This is a genomic window from Nonomuraea typhae (genome assembly GCF_009760925.1).
In the GTDB taxonomy this organism is placed as follows: Bacteria; Actinomycetota; Actinomycetes; order Streptosporangiales; family Streptosporangiaceae; genus Nonomuraea; species Nonomuraea typhae.
Window position 1 is genome coordinate 165,719 of sequence record NZ_VRLV01000008.1, and the last position, 15,338, is coordinate 181,056.

The 15,338-nt window shown below is 69.4% G+C and carries 16 protein-coding genes; 8 read left to right on the top strand and 8 right to left on the bottom strand.

The window, feature by feature from the left end; genetic code table 11:
* The first annotated feature begins 124 nt into the window (after window positions 1-124).
* Window positions 125-709, top strand: a complete 585-nt coding sequence (locus tag FVE25_RS29475; RefSeq protein WP_246267621.1) for a LysE family translocator — start codon at window positions 125-127, stop codon at window positions 707-709.
* Here the strand turns inward: FVE25_RS29475 and FVE25_RS29480 are convergent.
* The 6 genes from FVE25_RS29480 to FVE25_RS29505 form a co-directional block, all read right to left on the bottom strand.
* Window positions 690-1,325 carry an HAD family hydrolase gene (locus FVE25_RS29480; protein WP_157250354.1) on the bottom strand — a complete coding sequence of 212 codons (636 nt, stop codon included), beginning with the start codon at window positions 1,323-1,325 and terminating at the stop codon, window positions 690-692. The two genes, FVE25_RS29475 and FVE25_RS29480, sit on opposite strands and share 20 nt — an antisense overlap.
* A 69-nt stretch (window positions 1,326-1,394) precedes the next feature.
* Window positions 1,395-2,969, bottom strand: coding sequence for an acyl-CoA synthetase (locus FVE25_RS29485; RefSeq protein WP_157250355.1), 1,575 nt, complete (start codon window positions 2,967-2,969; stop codon window positions 1,395-1,397).
* Window positions 2,969-4,117: a thiolase domain-containing protein gene (locus tag FVE25_RS29490; protein ID WP_157250601.1), complete on the bottom strand. Its 1,149-nt coding sequence runs from the start codon at window positions 4,115-4,117 to the stop codon at window positions 2,969-2,971. Before FVE25_RS29490 ends, FVE25_RS29485 begins: the two co-directional genes overlap by 1 nt.
* The gene (locus FVE25_RS29495; RefSeq protein WP_157250356.1) at window positions 4,117-5,100 is read right to left on the bottom strand and encodes a thiolase domain-containing protein; all 984 of its coding nucleotides are present in this window, start codon (window positions 5,098-5,100) and stop codon (window positions 4,117-4,119) included. The genes FVE25_RS29490 and FVE25_RS29495 overlap by 1 nt, the downstream gene beginning before the upstream one ends.
* Entirely contained in the window at window positions 5,100-5,996 is an 897-nt protein-coding gene (locus FVE25_RS29500) for a Zn-ribbon domain-containing OB-fold protein (RefSeq protein WP_246267622.1), read from the bottom strand. The genes FVE25_RS29495 and FVE25_RS29500 overlap by 1 nt, the downstream gene beginning before the upstream one ends.
* Window positions 5,986-7,530 carry an acyl-CoA synthetase gene (locus tag FVE25_RS29505; protein ID WP_157250357.1) on the bottom strand — a complete coding sequence of 515 codons (1,545 nt, stop codon included), beginning with the start codon at window positions 7,528-7,530 and terminating at the stop codon, window positions 5,986-5,988. The genes FVE25_RS29500 and FVE25_RS29505 overlap by 11 nt, the downstream gene beginning before the upstream one ends.
* Window positions 7,531-7,822: 292 nt before the next feature.
* On the opposite strand from FVE25_RS29505, the gene FVE25_RS54460 reads away from it, so the two are divergent.
* From FVE25_RS54460 to FVE25_RS29540, 7 genes are all read left to right on the top strand, one after another.
* Entirely contained in the window at window positions 7,823-9,385 is a 1,563-nt protein-coding gene (locus tag FVE25_RS54460) for a hypothetical protein (RefSeq protein WP_219825701.1), read from the top strand.
* 115 nt (window positions 9,386-9,500) lie between these two features.
* Window positions 9,501-10,133, top strand: a complete 633-nt coding sequence (locus FVE25_RS29515) for a class F sortase (RefSeq protein ID WP_157250358.1) — start codon at window positions 9,501-9,503, stop codon at window positions 10,131-10,133.
* Between the two features lie 41 nt (window positions 10,134-10,174).
* Window positions 10,175-10,984, top strand: coding sequence for a crotonase/enoyl-CoA hydratase family protein (locus FVE25_RS29520; protein ID WP_157250359.1), 810 nt, complete (start codon window positions 10,175-10,177; stop codon window positions 10,982-10,984).
* A gap of 35 nt (window positions 10,985-11,019) precedes the next feature.
* On the top strand, window positions 11,020-11,301 hold the full coding sequence (locus FVE25_RS29525) for a type II toxin-antitoxin system Phd/YefM family antitoxin (protein WP_157250360.1): 282 nt from the start codon (window positions 11,020-11,022) through the stop codon (window positions 11,299-11,301).
* A 16-nt stretch (window positions 11,302-11,317) separates the two neighbouring features.
* The gene (locus FVE25_RS29530) at window positions 11,318-11,698 is read left to right on the top strand and encodes a type II toxin-antitoxin system VapC family toxin (RefSeq protein ID WP_157250361.1); all 381 of its coding nucleotides are present in this window, start codon (window positions 11,318-11,320) and stop codon (window positions 11,696-11,698) included.
* A gap of 25 nt (window positions 11,699-11,723) precedes the next feature.
* Window positions 11,724-12,632, top strand: a complete 909-nt coding sequence (locus FVE25_RS29535; RefSeq protein WP_157250362.1) for an RNA polymerase subunit sigma-70 — start codon at window positions 11,724-11,726, stop codon at window positions 12,630-12,632.
* A gap of 37 nt (window positions 12,633-12,669) precedes the next feature.
* On the top strand, window positions 12,670-13,071 hold the full coding sequence (locus tag FVE25_RS29540; protein ID WP_157250363.1) for a hypothetical protein: 402 nt from the start codon (window positions 12,670-12,672) through the stop codon (window positions 13,069-13,071).
* Here FVE25_RS29540 and FVE25_RS29545 read toward each other — a convergent pair.
* Together FVE25_RS29545 and pgfA are read right to left on the bottom strand one after the other, a co-directional pair.
* Window positions 13,058-14,164: an NAD(P)H-dependent flavin oxidoreductase gene (locus tag FVE25_RS29545; protein ID WP_157250364.1), complete on the bottom strand. Its 1,107-nt coding sequence runs from the start codon at window positions 14,162-14,164 to the stop codon at window positions 13,058-13,060. The two genes, FVE25_RS29540 and FVE25_RS29545, sit on opposite strands and share 14 nt — an antisense overlap.
* A 165-nt stretch (window positions 14,165-14,329) precedes the next feature.
* On the bottom strand, window positions 14,330-15,241 hold the full coding sequence (gene pgfA, locus FVE25_RS29550) for a cell envelope lipid trafficking protein PgfA (RefSeq protein WP_157250365.1): 912 nt from the start codon (window positions 15,239-15,241) through the stop codon (window positions 14,330-14,332).
* Between the last annotated feature and the right edge of the window lie 97 nt (window positions 15,242-15,338).

Genomic DNA, 15,338 nt, shown 5'->3' on the forward strand with positions numbered 1-15,338 from the left:
CCCGGCGACCATGCCCGAACACTCCGTGGGGACGTGGTGAAATCTGTGGCGATCGGAGGCAGGGGCTGCCTACTCTCGGGATATGCCGGATATATCAACTCTTGCGGTCTTCTGCGCGGCCACCATGGCCATCCTGATTGTGCCCGGGCCTGCTGTTGTCTTCATCGTCACCAGGAGCGTGACCCAAGGCCGGGCTGCCGGGATCGTGTCGGTGCTCGGGGTGCATGCCGGGTCACTGGTGCACGTGGCGGCCGCCGCGCTCGGGCTTACCGCGCTGCTGGCGGCCTCGGCCACGGCGTTCACCATAGTGAAGTTCGCCGGGGTCGCCTATCTGCTCTATCTCGGGATCAGGAAGCTGCTGTCCAAGCCTGTGCCCGAGGAGGAGATGACGATCAAGGAGCAGTCCCGCCGGCGGATGTTCGGGGAGGGGTTCGTGGTGAACGTGCTCAACCCGAAGACCGCCATCTTCTTCCTGGCCTTCCTGCCCAACTTCGTCAACCCGGCCGCGGGCCCGGTCGCGCCGCAGATCATGCTGCTGGGCGCCATCTGGGTGGTGCTGGGCCTGGCCTCCGACGGGACGTTCGCGCTGGCGTCGTCCGCGCTGGCCGGGCGGCTGCGCCGTTCGCTCAAGGCCCGGCGGCGGCTGGACGTCGGCAGCGGCGTCATCTACATCGGGCTGGCCGCGGTGCTCACAGGCGAGAAGGCGTAGTCAAACCCGTCGCCGTTCTGTAGGTGCGGGCCAGCAGGTGCGCGCGGAGGGTGGGCAGGGAGGTGTAGTGGTGGCCCTGCATGCCCTCCGCCAGCGCGCCGGCCACGTTGGCGGGGCGGGCGTCCACGAACATGACCCGCTCGGCCGGCAGCCCGAACTCCTCCAGGCACCACAGGTACGCCTCGGGTGAGGGCTTGGCGTGACCGATCCGGCAGGAGAGGCCGAGTACGTCGAAGAGGTCAAACACTTCGCCGTGATGAGTCGCGAAATATCCCGCCAAATCTGCGGGGATGTTGGACAACAAACCCATCCGAAGCCCGCGACCGGCGAGTGTCCTGATATATCCGAGCACGTCGGTGTCCACCCGGCGCCAGCTCGCCACGTCCAGGGCCACCAGCGCGTCCACGTCCGCGAAGGTACGGCCCAGCCGCTCCCCCACAGCGTGCCAGTACTCCGCCCCGGTCAGCTCGCCCAGGTCGTAGCCGCCACGCGCATCCCAGTAGGCGTTCCAGAACACCGACCCCCGAGCCCCGGCCGCCGCCTCGATGGCGGCGCGGTCCTCGGGTGTCTGCCCCGGCGCGATGACCCCGAACAAGTCGAACAGCAGCGCGTCCACTCTTCCCCCGACATAGCTGACCAGATCGGGGGGCCATGGCACTCTACAGAGGCCCGGAGTGGATCACGTTCACCGCCACGCCCGTTCGGCCGTCTCCCGGGCCCACCGGTAGTCGGCCTTGCCCGCGGGTGACCGTACGATCTCCTCCACGAACGCGTACGTCCGCGGCACCTTGTAGCTCGACAGCCGCTCCCTGCAGTGCGTGTCCAGGTCGCCGGAGCCCAGCGAGACGCCGGGCCTGGGTTCGACGACGGCGGCCACCCGGCTGCCCCAGCGCTCGTCCGGGATGCCGGTGACCACCGCGTCGAAGACCGACGGGTGGCCTTTGAGCACCGCCTCCACCTCCTCGGGGAAGACCTTCTCGCCGCCGGTGTTGATGCACTGCGAGCCGCGGCCGAACACGTTGACCGTGCCGTCGGCGTCCACGGTGGCCAGGTCGCCGGTGAGCAGCCAGCGGGTGCCGTCGGCGTCGGTGACGAAGGTGCGGGCGGTCTTCTCGGGGTCGTTGTAGTAGCCGAACGCGACCCGGCCGGACTTCGCGACGGTGCCGAGCTGCCCTTCGGCCACCGGCTTGAGGTTCTCGTCGAGGACGACCAGGTTGGCCGTGGCGTTCGGCTGGTAGCGCAGGCCCTTCTCGGGCGAGGACCCGGCCACGCCGGAGGCGGTGTAGCCGGACTCGGTCGAGCCGAAGTTGTCGAGGATCATCACGTTCGGCAGCAGTTCCTGTAACCGGTCGCGGACCGCGCCGGTCAGGATGGCGCCCGTCGAGCTGATCACGAACAGCGAGGACAGGTCGTAGGAGCCGTTCTCCAGCGCCTCGGTCAGCGGCCTGGCCATGGCGTCGCCGGTGATGTTCATGGTGAAGACGCGCTCCCGCTCGACCGTCCGCCACACGTCGCCGGCGTCGAAGCGGCGCACGTAGGCGATGGTCGCCCCCATCCACCAGGCGATGAACGTGGCCATCTGCGCCGCCCCGTGCATGAGCGGCGGCGCCGCCATCATCACCATCGGCCCGGCTTTGACGGCCTCGTCGACGACCTCCTGCGGGGTCGCGCGCGGCTCGCCGTACGGATTGCCGCCCCCGAACGCCATGAACAGGTCCTCGACGTGCCACATCGCGCCCTTCGGCAGGCCCGTGGTGCCGCCGGTGTAGATGATGTAGACGTCCTGGCCGCTGCGCTCGGGGAAGCCGCGCGTGTCCGGCTGGCCCGCCAGCGCCAGCTCGTACGGCACGGCCGCGGCCGACCGCCCGCCCACGGAGACGAGGTGTCGCAGCTTGGCCGCCTGAGGCGCCACGGCCGCGACCCGTGACTCGAACTCCACGTCGTAGATCAGCGCCACGATGTCGGAGTCGTTGTACAGGTACAGCAGCTCGGCCTCGACGTAGCGGTAGTTGACGTTGACCGGCACCGCCCGGAGTTTGAGCGTGGCCAGGAGGCCGGCGACGTACTCGATGCCGTTGTACAGGTGGAGGCCGACGTGCTGGCCGGGGCCGACGCCGAGCCCTTCCAGGTAGTGGGCCAGCCGGTTGGCTTCGGCGTCGAGTTCGGCGTAGGTGCGGCGTTCGTCGCCGCAGACGACGGCGACCCGCCGGCCGATCCGGTCGGCCAGCGCTTCGAACAGGTCCGCGTGGTTGAACTCCATCAGGGCTTCTCCCGTCCGACGACCCACATCGCGAAGAACTGGGCTCCCCCGCCATAGGCGTGACCGAGCGCCAGCCGGGCGCCGTCCACCTGGTGTTCTCCCGCCATCCCCCGGACCTGCTGCGCAGCCTCGGCGAACCTGATCAGCCCGGAGGCGCCGATCGGGTTGGACGACAGGACGCCGCCCGAGGCGTTCCACGGGATGTCGCCGTCGAGCGCGGTGGCGCCCGATTCGGTGAGCTTCCATCCCTCGCCCTCGGCGGCGAAGCCGAGGTTCTCCAGCCACATGGGCTCGTACCAGGAGAACGGCACGTAGGTCTCGGCGACGTCGATGTCCCGGCGCGGGTCGGTGATGCCGGCCTGCCGGTAGACGTCGGCGGCGCAGTCCTTGCCGCCCTGGGGGCTGACCGTGTCGCGACCGGCCCGGAAGATCGGCTCGGACCGCATCGCCGTACCGTGGACCCAGGCGGGCGCGCCGGTCACGGCCGATTCCGCGGCGAGCACCATCGCGCAGGCGCCGTCGCTGGACGGGCAGGTCTCCAGGTAGCGGATGGGCTCCCAGAGCATGGGCGTGGCCTCGACCATTTCGCGGCTGATGCCGGGGATCTTCAGGTGGGCGTACGGGTTCTTCAGCGCGTTCTGCCGGTCTTTGACCGCGACGAGCGTGCCGATGTGCTCGGGAGCGCCGGAGCGGCGCATGTACTCGCGGATGTGCGGGGCGAAGTAGCCGCCCGCGCCGACGACCAGCGAGGCGTTGAACGGCAGGTGCGTCGACAGCGCCCACGTGGCGTTGGACTCCGACTGCTTCTCGAAGGCCACGACCAGCACCCGGTCGTGCACGCCGCCCTGGATGAGCGAGGCGCCGACCAGCGCGGTGGAGCCGCCGACGGAGCCGGCGGTGTGCACGCGCATCATCGGCTTGCCGGCGGCGCCGAGCGCGTCGGCGAGGTACGCCTCGGGCATCATGACGCCTTCGAACAGGTCGGGCGCCTTGCCGATGACGACGGCGTCGATGTCCTTGAACGTCAGCCCGGCGTCCTCCAGCGCCCGCAGCGCCGCCTCGCGCACCAGGCCGGCGATGGAGACGTCGCGCCGCTGGGTCGTGTAGCGCGTCTGGCCGACGCCGATCACCGCGCAGGCGTTTCCCATCATGCCTCCAGGACGGTCACGAGGTTGTGCTGCAGGCAGGGGCCGCCCGCGGCGTGGCCCACGGTGCGGCTCGCCCGGCCGTCGATGATCTGCCGGGCGGCCTCGCCGATGCGGATCAGGCCGGTGGCCATGACGGGGTTGGCGGCCAGCGGGCCGCCGCTGGGGTTGATCACCGTCTCCGCGGGCAGCTCCAGCGCCTCCTTGAGGATGATCTCCTCGTGGGCGAACTGGGCGTGCAGCTCGGCCACCTCGACGGGCCCCTTGCCGACCCCGGCCGCACGGGCGGCGTCGGCGGCGGAGGGCGAGCGGGCGAGATCGCGCATGCCGAGGTAGTGGGGTTCGATGCGGTGGGCGATGCCCCGGATGTAGGCGGGGTTCGCGCACAGCCCGCGGGCCTGGTCGCCGACCGCCAGGACCACGGCCGCGGCGCCGTCCGTTATGGGTGGTTCGTCGCCGTCGGGGGGAAGGTCCAGCGCGTAGGGGTTCGCCCGGCCGTCGGTACGGCTGCGCCGTACGATCTCGTCGAGCTGGGCCTGCGGCGCGCCCAGGGCGGCGCGCTGGAGCCCGGCCATCGAGAGCTGGTCGAGGCCCAGGGGCTCCAGGTAGTAGGGGTCGAGCTGGAGGGTCATGATCGTGCGCAGGTCGCCGAGCGAGGACTTGCCGAAGCCGTAGACCAGGGCGGTGTCCACGTCTCCGTGCTGAAGGCGGACCCAGGCTTCGTACAGCGCCCAGGCGGCGTCCATCTCGACGTGGCTCTCGGAGATCGGCGGCCAGGCACCGAGCGCGTCGAGCGCGGAGACGAACGAGAACGGCGCCCCGGCCAGGTAGTCGCAGCTTCCCGAGCAGGTGAAGCCGAAGTGGCGCAGCCCGGTCTGCTCGCGGACCGCGTCGATGACCGGGAGGATGAGCTCGGGTTCCGAGACGCCGCTGTCGTGGTCGGTGTGCTGGGTCTGGGCGAAGGCGACGACGGCCACATCGCGCATTAGAGCTCCGCGTCGGGTTCTCCGATGGGGGTGAACCACCGGATGTTGGACATCGACAGGGTGCGTTCTTCCTCGGGCACCCATTCGGCGCGCACGCGCATGCCCTGGCGTACCTCGTGGGCGGGGACGCCGCCGACGAGGGCGATCATGGGGACGTCGGCGCCGTCGAGGAGGATGTAGGCGGAGACGAAGGGCACTTCGGGGGCGCGGGGGTCGGGCAGGTTGTTGATGGCGAAGGTGGTGACGGTGCCGGTGTCGGGCAGTTCCACCTCGTCGGTGATGACGTTTCCGCATCCGGGGCAGGACAGGCGGTAGGGGACGTACACCTTGTCGCAGGTGGCGCAGCGGCAGCCGAGGAAGACGCCGCGCTTGATCCCCTCGAGGAACCGGGTGAGCGACTTGCTTGCCGTGATCTTGTAGGCCGCCCTGACCGGGGAGACGATCGTGGTGACCTCGGGGGCGAAGTGGGAAATGTCGGTGATGTGGCCGGTGCGGTCCCGCTTCCAGATCGGGCGCACCCGGGTGCCGTTCTTCAACGCCTTGAGGGTGCCCGCGTCCACCGCGTGCACCAGGGCGGTGTCGGCGCCGTCCATCGTGATCAGCGCCCAGGCGAACGGGCGGTCCAGCGGATGCCGTTCCAGCGGGGTTTCCACCCAGGTCCAGGCGGTGACCGTGCCCGCCGGGCCGACCTCGACGTACTCGTCGGTGACCGGCTCGCCACTGGCCGGGTCGTACTCCAGCGGCGGCACCAGCACCCTGCCCTCGACCGTGCGCACGCCGACGATCCGCCCGTCGCGCAGTTCGGTCAGGAACCTGCCGATCACCGGCCCGGTCGTGCGCGTGTAGCCGCCGGGGAACTCCAGGACGTGCTCGGCTACCAGCGGATCAGATGGCACGGCCGTGTCCCTCCCAGTAGGGCGCGCGGAGCTTGCGCTTGAGCAGCTTGCCGTTGGGCTCGCGGGGCATCTCGGCGATGAAGTCGATGGACTTGGGCCACTTCATCCGCGCCAGCCGCCCCTCCAGCGAGGCCAGGATCTCCCCGGCCAGCTCCGGACCCGGCACGCAGCCCTCGGCGGGCTCCACGACCGCCTTGATCTGCTCGCCCCACTCCTCGTCCGGGATGCCGAAGACCGCGACGTCGGCGACCTTCGGGTGGACCATGATCTCGTTCTCGATCTCGGCCGGGTAGATGTTCGCGCCGCCCGAGATGATCATGTCGGCCTTGCGGTCGCACAGGAACAGGAAGCCGTCCTCGGTCAGGTAGCCGATGTCCCCGACGGTGAAGTAGTCCTTGAGCCGGTTCGCCGCGGTCTTGGCCGGGTCGCCCTTGTACTCGAAGACGACGCCCATCATCTTCATGTAGATCGTGCCCGGGGTCCCGGCGGGCACCGGTTGCCCGGCGTCGTCCACGATGAGCAGTTCGCTGATCGGCCAGGCCTTGCCGACCGTGCCCGGATGCGCCTTCCACTCCTCGGGGGTGGCCAGGGTGCCGCCGCCCTCGGTGGCCGCGTAGTACTCGTAGATCACGTCACCCCACCAGGCGAGCATGTCGTGCTTGACCGGGACCGGGCAGGGGGCGGCCGCATGGATCATCCAGGCAAGCGATGACAAGTCGTACTTTTTCTTGGTTTCCGGGGGCAAGGCGAGAAGTCTCTTGAAATGGGTGGGGACCAGGTGCGAGTTCGTCACCCTGTGGCGCTCGCAGAGCCGCAGGGTCTCCTCCGCGTCCCACTTGTCCATGTAGACGAGCGTGTGCCCCATGTGCAGCGCCGTACCACCGAACTGCGTGACGGCGGTGTGGTAGTTCGGCGAGGTGACGAGGTGCGCGTTGGGCCGGCCCGGCGTGATGCCGAACAACGACAGCAGGAACGTCATCAGCTCCGCGCCGTCGTCGGGGTCCAGGCCGCTCAGCTTGCGGCGCACGCCCTTGGGCTTGCCGGTGGTGCCCGAGGTGTAGTGCATGGTGGCGCCCGCGGTGCGCTCCTCGGGCGCGGTCTCCGGACGGCCCGCGGTCAGCTCGTCCATCGGGCGGAAACCCTCGATCGGGTGTACGGCGAAGCGGCGGCCAGGCTCGATGGCCTCGGCGCCCCGGGTCCCTTCCTCGGCGAAGCGGGGGTGGACGAACAGGGCCCGGGCCTCGCTGTCCTCGACGATGTAGGCGATCTCGGGGCCGGTGAGATGCCAGTTGATCGGGGTGTAGTACCAGCCGGCCTGGAGCGCGGCCAGGTAGAGGACGAGCCCGTCGGCGCCGTTGGGGACCAGGCCGCAGAAGCCGTCTCCCGGCTTCAGGCCGAGCTCGCGCAGGCCGTGGACGAGCTGGTTCGATCGGGCTAAGAGGTCACCGGCCCGATGCTCGGTGCCGTCGGGGTCCACGGCGGCGATCCAGTCGGGATCCGCCTGCGCCAGCCGCCAGAATCCGAGCGTGCCCATCGCGCTCCCTGGTGTGTCGGGGGGTAGAGCTTCTGGCGAGCGTAACGCGGGAGCAAAGCCCCGAGCAAGCGCTTGATTTCACACATGTCACACCCAGCACCACGAGTCGACTAGAGTTGCCGATTTGTAGGTCTAGCTGCCTAAACGTAATGAAATAGTCAAGAATCTTCACTTATGTCCGCTTTGGGCACTTCTGTCACAGTTGTTGCGGGATGATGTTCGACGCGAGGCGGCGTGTTCCCGAGATCGGGGGTCTCCTGAAACCCCGCGCCGCCTCATCGATTGGGAGAACATGCGCTTCAACAAATCCCTGGCGGCCGCCGGTGCCCTCGGCCTCGCCGTACTGACCGCGAGCCCGGCTCTCGCGGAGACCCCCGCGGACATCCCCGCGGCCCCGGTCGAGACCACGTCTCCCGAGGCTCCTGTCGACAAGCCGGCCGAGCCGACGGAGCAGCCCTCCGAGAAGCCGGCCGACAAGCCCTCTGAGAAGCCCTCCGAGAAGCCGTCGCAGAAGCCCTCCGAGAAGCCTTCGGACAAGCCCGCGGCCAAGCCCACGGAGTCGGCCAAGCCCAAGCGGAGCGAGGCCAAGGCCGAAGAGAAGAAGGAGGTGGAGCAGAAGGGCTCCATCACCCTCAGCACCGCCACGGCCAAGCCGGGCGAGGTCATCACGGTCTCGGTCACCTCGACCCGCGAGGCGATCCGGTCCATTTCCTCGCGCGCCTTCTCACCCGGCTCGTGGAACGTGGAGGGCGACCGCCTGGAGTACCGCTTCCAGGTCCGCGTCTCCAACGAGCCCGGCAGGCACCCGGTCGACGCCCGCTTCGCCGACGGCTCCTACGCCCGCGCCGAGCTGACCGTCCAGGAGCAGTCCGCGGTCAAGACGAGCATCACCGTCGACCGGTCCACGGCCAAGCCCGGTGACATCGTCAACGTGAGCGTCAAGTCGGACGGCCCGGACGTCAAGGCCATCACGTCCCGCGCCTTCTCACCCGGCTCCTGGAACGTTCCCGCCGGCTACAAGGAGTACCGCTTCCAGGTCCGCGTCTCCAACGAGCTCGGCCGCCACGCGGTCGACGCCCACTTCGCGGACGGCTCCTACGCCCGCACCGAGCTGACCGTGAAGTCGGCCGACAAGCCGGTGCCGGTGACCGGGCTGAGCCTGGACCTTTCGCCCAGCAGGATCGTGGCGGGCCAGAGCTACTACGCCGGCATCACCACGCAGAACGTCGAGCCCGGCACCCCGGTCACCCTCACGGACCCGGCCGGCCGCAAGCACGTCGTGCGCGTGAACGGCTGGGGCGAGGCCCACGTCAGGCTGTCCTCGCCGAAGGGCACCGACCCGGGCCGCTACACCGTGCGCGCCTCGCTGCCCAGCGGGCAGAGCCACTCGGCCACCCTCACCGTGGTCAAGCGGCACCCGCAGACCCAGCTCGAGCTGATCCTCGACCCGAACCGGGTGTACGCCGGCGGCAAGTTCACCGCCATCGTCGCCACCTCGTCGTTCGGCAAGACGAACTGGGCGACCATCACCGACCCGTCCGGCAAGCGGTTCTCCGTGAAGATCGGCAAGTCGGGTGTGGGCGCGAAGAAGTTCCACGTGCCCTCCAGCACCCGCGCGGGCACGTACTGGTTCAAGGCCACGCTGTCCAACGGCAAGACCGACTGGGCCAAGCTGACCGTCAAGCCCAAGTACCGCGCCAGCAACTACTCGCTGACGCCCAAGGGCGGCGCGGCGACCGGCGGCGGCCTGCCTGAGGGCAACGCCGGCTTCGGCGGCGTGGCGCTCGGCGGCATGCTGATCGCGGGCGGCGCCGGCTCGGCGCTCTTCGCGCGCCGTCGCGCCGAGGAGTCCTGAGCTCCTGTAGCGGCGATCGGGGAGCGCGGTCCGGGCTGACACCGGGCGGCGCTCCCCTCAGGGGTACGGCCCCGCCGGGCCGTACCCCCGTTTTCGACAATCCGGGGGGAATGTCATGATCAGGAGCACCCTGATCCAGGCCGCGGCGGCCGTTCTGGTGTTCTCCGGCGGCCTGGCGATCGCCGGTTCCGTCAAGGGCGAGCCGGCGCCGGCACAGGCTGCCGAGCCGGCCACGACCACGGGGCAGGTCACGCAGCAGGCGCCGGCGTTCGCCGAGGCGGACACGTCGCTGGCGAAGTCGGAGCCGGTCAGCGTCTCGATCGAGAAGATCGGGCTGAAGGGGGCGCCGATCGACCCGGTGGGCCTCAACGCCGACCAGTCGGTGGAGGTGCCGCCGCTGGACCGGCCGGAGCTGGTGGGCTGGTACAAGCACCGGCCGACGCCGGGTGAGGCCGGGCCGGCCGTACTGCTGGGGCATGTGGACGCGCACGGCAGGCCGGCCGTCTTCGCCAAGGCGCACACGCTGCGGCAGGGCGACACCATCGCGGTGAAGCGGAAGGACGGCTCGACGGCGCGCTTCGCGGTGGACTCGGTGGAGCGGGTGGACAAGGACGCCTTCCCCACGGACAAGGTGTACGGCGCGACGGACGGGGCGGAGCTGCGGCTGGTCACCTGTGGTGGGGCCTTCGACCAGGCGAGCGGCCACTACGAGGACAACGTCATCGTCTACGCGCACCTCACCGTGTAACCTAACAAGCGCTTGATAACTCAGCATCCCGGAGGTTGCCCGTGGAACTCCTGCCGATCAGCACCCCGCACTGCCGGATCGAACGCGACGGCCACGTCGTCATCGTCACCATGAACCGGCCGGAGGCCCGCAACGCGCTCTCCTCCGACATGTTGATCGGCCTGGCCTCGGCCTGGGCCTACGTCTCGCGGGAACCCGGCGTGCGGGCGGCCGTCCTGACCGGCGCCGAGGGCACGTTCTGCGCCGGCGCCGACCTGAAAGCCATGGGCCAGCCGTCCGCCGACCCCGAGGTGCAGGCCCGCGCCGCCCAGATCCCGAACTTCCACTGGAAGGGCCTGCTGCGCGAGGACCTGCCCGCCAAGCCCGTCATCTGCGCGGTGGAAGGCTACGCGGTCGCCGGCGGCACCGAACTCCTCATCGGCACCGACCTCCGGGTCGTGGCAGAATCCGCGACCCTCGGCCTGTTCGAGGCGAAACGCGCCCTGTTCCCCATGGGCGGCGCCGCCATCCGCCTGCCCCGCCAGATCCCGTACTGCCACGCCATGGACCTCCTCCTCACCGGCCGCTCGATCACCGCCGAGGAAGCCCTGGCCATGGGCCTGGTCAACCGCGTCGTCCCCGACGGCCACGCCCTGACGACCGCCAGGGAACTGGCCGACGACATCGCCGCCTCCGGCCCGCTGGCCGTCCAGGCCATCCTGCGCACCTACCGCGACACCCTGGGCCTGGCCGAACCGGAGGCGCTCAAGGTCTCCGACGAGTACGGCTGGCCGGTCATCGGCTCCGAGGACGCCCGCGAGGGCTCCCGCGCCTTCAAGGAGAAGCGGCCGGCGGTCTATCGCGGTGCATAACACAGAGGGGCACACGTTGCTACGATGGTGGCATTATGCAGGTCATCACTCAACGTGAGTTCCGCAATAACTCAGCCGCCGTCATGGATCAGGTCGAGGCGGGAGAGACCTTCCACATCACCCGCAACGGCGTCGAGATCGCCGAGTTGCGCCCTATCCCGCGGAGGCGACACCTCAGCACTGAGGAACTTATCGCACGCCGCCGCCATCTTCCGAAGGTCGACTACGCGGAAATGCGCCGAGAGGCCGACGAGTTTTTCGGCACTGAAGATCGCATCGGCGACGACGACGACCCCTGGGAGCGGCGACGTGCATGACCGCCGTCCTCGAGGAGTGATCGACACCTGTGTCGTCATCGACTTGGTCGAGATCCCCATCGAGGACCTCCCCCGCATCTCCGAGATCACCGCCGTCACACTCGCCGAACTCCATCAGGGTGTGGCGATGGCGAAGTCAGCGACGGCACGTGCGATCCGGATTGAGACCCTTGAGCAGGCGGTCATGGACTTCGACCCACTGCCCTTCGACACTGAGGCCGCGGCTCGATACGGCAGTCTGGTCACGTTGACGCTCGCGGCAGGACGCGACCCACGCTCGAGACGCCTGGATCTGATGATCGCCGCGGTCGCGTCAAGCCGCGGCCTGCCTCTCTACACGCGCAACACCGACGACTTCGTCGGCCTGGAGAGCCTGGTGACGGTCGTTTCCATCTGAATCGGACGCCCGTTAGGGTTGGCGCGTGGTGGAAGAGGCGGAGCGGTATCGGCGGGAGTTGCACGTGCACTGTTACCGCATGCTCGGCTCCTACACCGAGGCCGAGGACGCCGTGCAGGAGACGATGGTGCGGGCCTGGCGGCGGGCCGAGACCTATGAGGGGCGTTCCACCTACCGGGCCTGGCTGTACAAGATCGCCACCAACGTCTGCCTCGACCTGCTGGCCAGCCGCAAGGACGTGGTGTTGTCCGAGGCGCCGATGTCGGATCTGCCGTGGCTGGAGCCGTACCCCGATGACCAGCTTCCCGAGGAGCTGGCCGTGGCCAGGGAGACCATCGAGCTGGCCTTTCTGGCGGTCATCCAGCATCTGCCGGCGCGGCAGCGGGCCGTGCTGATCATGCGGGACGTGCTGGGATGGCCGGCCGAGGAGACCGCCCAGGCGCTGGAGATGACGGTGGCCTCCGTCAAGAGCGCGCTGCAGCGGGGGCGGGGGACCCTGCGCAAGCATCTGCCCGAACGGCGCAGCGAGTGGGCGGCGGCGGTCGAGCCCAGCGCCGAGGAGAAGCTGGTGCTCAAGCGGTATGTCGAGGCGTCGCTCAAGGCCGACATGGGCACGCTGGCCGCACTGCTGCGGGAGGACGCGCTGCAGGCCATGCCGCCGTCGATGGAGTTCTTCCCGGGACGGCAGGCGATCCTGGAGATGTGGGCGCCGGTCATGTCCGGGCAGGAGGCGTGGGGCGAGTGGCGGGCGCGCACGACCACGGCCAACCGGCTGCCCGCCGTGGCCAACTACGTGCGGCGGCCCGGCGAGGAGTGGTTCAGCGCGGTCAATCTCGACGTGCTGCGGATCGAGGGCGGGCTGATCGCCGAGATCACCACGTTCCCGCCCTCGACGCTGGCCTCGTTCGGGCTGCCGGAGAAAATCTTCGAGTAGACCGATTCCTTTCCCGGCGCCGGCCGGTCATAAGGGCATGGAAACTTACGACAGGCTCGTCGGCACGTGGAAGGTCTCCGGCGGCACCACCGGGACGATCACCTACCGTTGGATGGAGGGGCGTCACTTCCTCATCCAGGACATCGCCATGGACAGCGACCACGGCCCGGTCCGGGGCATGGAGGTCATCGGGCGCGAGATGCCGTTCGGGGCCGAGGCGCCGAGCGCGGACGTCAAGTCGCGCTACTACGGCGCCGGCGGCGAGACCTACGACTACGTCTATGAGCTCGACGGCGACACGCTGACGATCTGGGGCGGCGAGAAGGGCTCGCCCGCCTACTACCGGGGCACGTTCAGCGCCGACGGCGACACGCTGACCGGCGCCTGGCACTACCCGGGTGGCGGCGGGTACGACTCGGTCTCCGTCAGGATCGCGTGATCCCGTCGAGCCGCTCGGTCGCCTCGACGTACTCCTCCACCAGCTCGAACACGACGTCGCTGACCGGCCTGACGCGGTTCGTGATGCCGATGATCTGACCCGCCGGGAACGTGGCCAGCTCGGCGGCCTCAGATCGGCCGATGCGCCGCAGCGCGTCGGAGACCAGCATGAACTGCAGCGGCATCGGCAGCGTGCCCGGGGAGTCCGCGGCTTCCCAGGCGTCGGTCCAGGCGTTCTTGAGCAGGCGGGCGGGCTTGCCCGTCCAGCTGCGGGAGCGGACGGTGTCGCGCGAGGTGGCCGCCAGGATGCGGGTCTTGGCCATGGCCGGGGTGTCGGCCTCCTCGACGGTGAGCCAGAGCGATCCGGTCCAGACGCCTTCCGCGCCCAGGGCGAGCCCCGCGGCCATCTGGCGGCCGTTGCCGATGCCGCCCGCGGCCAGAACGGGCACGTCCACGGCGTCCACGACCTGCGGGATGAGCACCATGGTGGAGATCTCGCCGGTGTGCCCGCCGGCCTCGGTGCCCTGGGCCACGACGACGTCCACGCCGACCTCGACCTGCTTGATCGCGTGCCGGGGCGTGGACGCCAGCGCGGCCACCTTCACGCCGTGCCGGTGCGCGAGCTCGACCACGTCGGCCGGCGGCGGGCCGAGGGCGTTGGCCAGGAGGGCGATCGGGTGCCGCAGGGCCACCTCGACCTGCGGGCGGGCGGTGGCGTCCGTCCAGCCGAGCAGCACCTTGCCCGCCTCCGCCGCGGCCGACAGCGGGGGCACGCCGTGCCGCTCCAGGAGGGACTCGACGAAGGCGCGGTGGTCTTCGGGGATCATCCCCTGGAGCCTGCCGACGAGTTCCTCGGGCGCGAAGTCGGCGCCCTCGTAGGAGGCGGGCATGACGACGTCCACGCCGTACGGCCGGCCGTCCACGTGGTCGTCGATCCACTTGAGCTCCGTCTCGAGCTCGTCCGGGGTGAAGTAGAGGGCGCCGAGCACGCCCATGCCGCCCGCGCGGCTGACCGCGGCGACGACGTCCCTGCAGTGACTGAAGGCGAAGATCGGCAGTTCGATCCCGAACATCTCCGTGACACGGGTTCGCATGGGTTGACGTTAATCCCGCCGTCGATTGAATTGCAACACGTTCTAGTCGAGTGCGAATCCTTGGTACTGGCGGGTAACATTCTGCGAGAACATGTTCTAGTTACGAATGGTGACAACGAAAAGGCCCGTCCCCGGATTTCGGGGGACGGGCCTCGCCGTACTCGATCAGCGGGCGGCGCGGCGGCCCAGCAGCGCACCGGCCAGCACGAAGGCGATGCCGACGATCAGCAGCACCAGCGGGATGGTGTTCTTGAGCAGGTTGATCTGGCTCTTGCCGCTCTTGGCGCTGGAGACCAGGTCGCTGACGGTCTGGTCGGTCATCTTGGCCGTGGCCACGAAGGCCACCGAGCGCTCGACGCCGTCCTGGGTCTTCAGCACCTCGTGGCGCTGCTGCTCCTGCTTGACCGGGGCGCCGGTGGACGGCTCGACCCAGAAGGTGTTCTTGCCGTCGTACCAGCGATCCACCTGGACGTCGCCCTCCTCGGTCATGCCGAGGACGGAGGCGGGGGCGGTCAGCGTGTCGGTCTTGGTGGCCGGGATCTGCTGCTCGAAGACGTAGGCGGGCAGGCCGTTGACCGTCTCCTCGCGCACGAACGTGGCGTCGAACGCCTTCTGCACGCTGCCGTTGAACACCTTGTAGGTCTTCTTCTCCACGCCGAACGGGAACTTGTAGATCTGGCCCTCGAGGGTGACCGGGGCCTTCTTGACGTTGACGGCGCAGCAGTTCACGCCGGCGCCGGTGTACTTGTCGAAGGCGCTGCGCCGGTCGGACAGGTCGATCTGGGGACGCCGGTTGGTGACGTCGTTGACCACCGTGGCCTCGTCCCAGACCACGACGTTGTCCTTGGACTCCTTCACGTCGCCACGCGTCGTGACGATGATGTCGAGGTCGGCGGTGAGGACCTTGAGATCCTGCCTGGAGAAATACTGCGCGCTCGTGGCGGTCAGCCGCGAGATGCCGAACTGGTTCGCGGGAGCGGCGATGATCCTTTCCGCGGCCCAGAACTTCACCAGCGGGGCTAATGCGATGAAGAACGCTCCGACCCCGATGAGAACGAGCGTGGAAATGCGACCCATCAACGGCTCCTAGAACGTGTTGTCGTATGACCCGGCGCTAGGGCACCAAAGTATGACAGTGAGTGACATGCGTCACCGGGCGGTATGGACCCGCAAC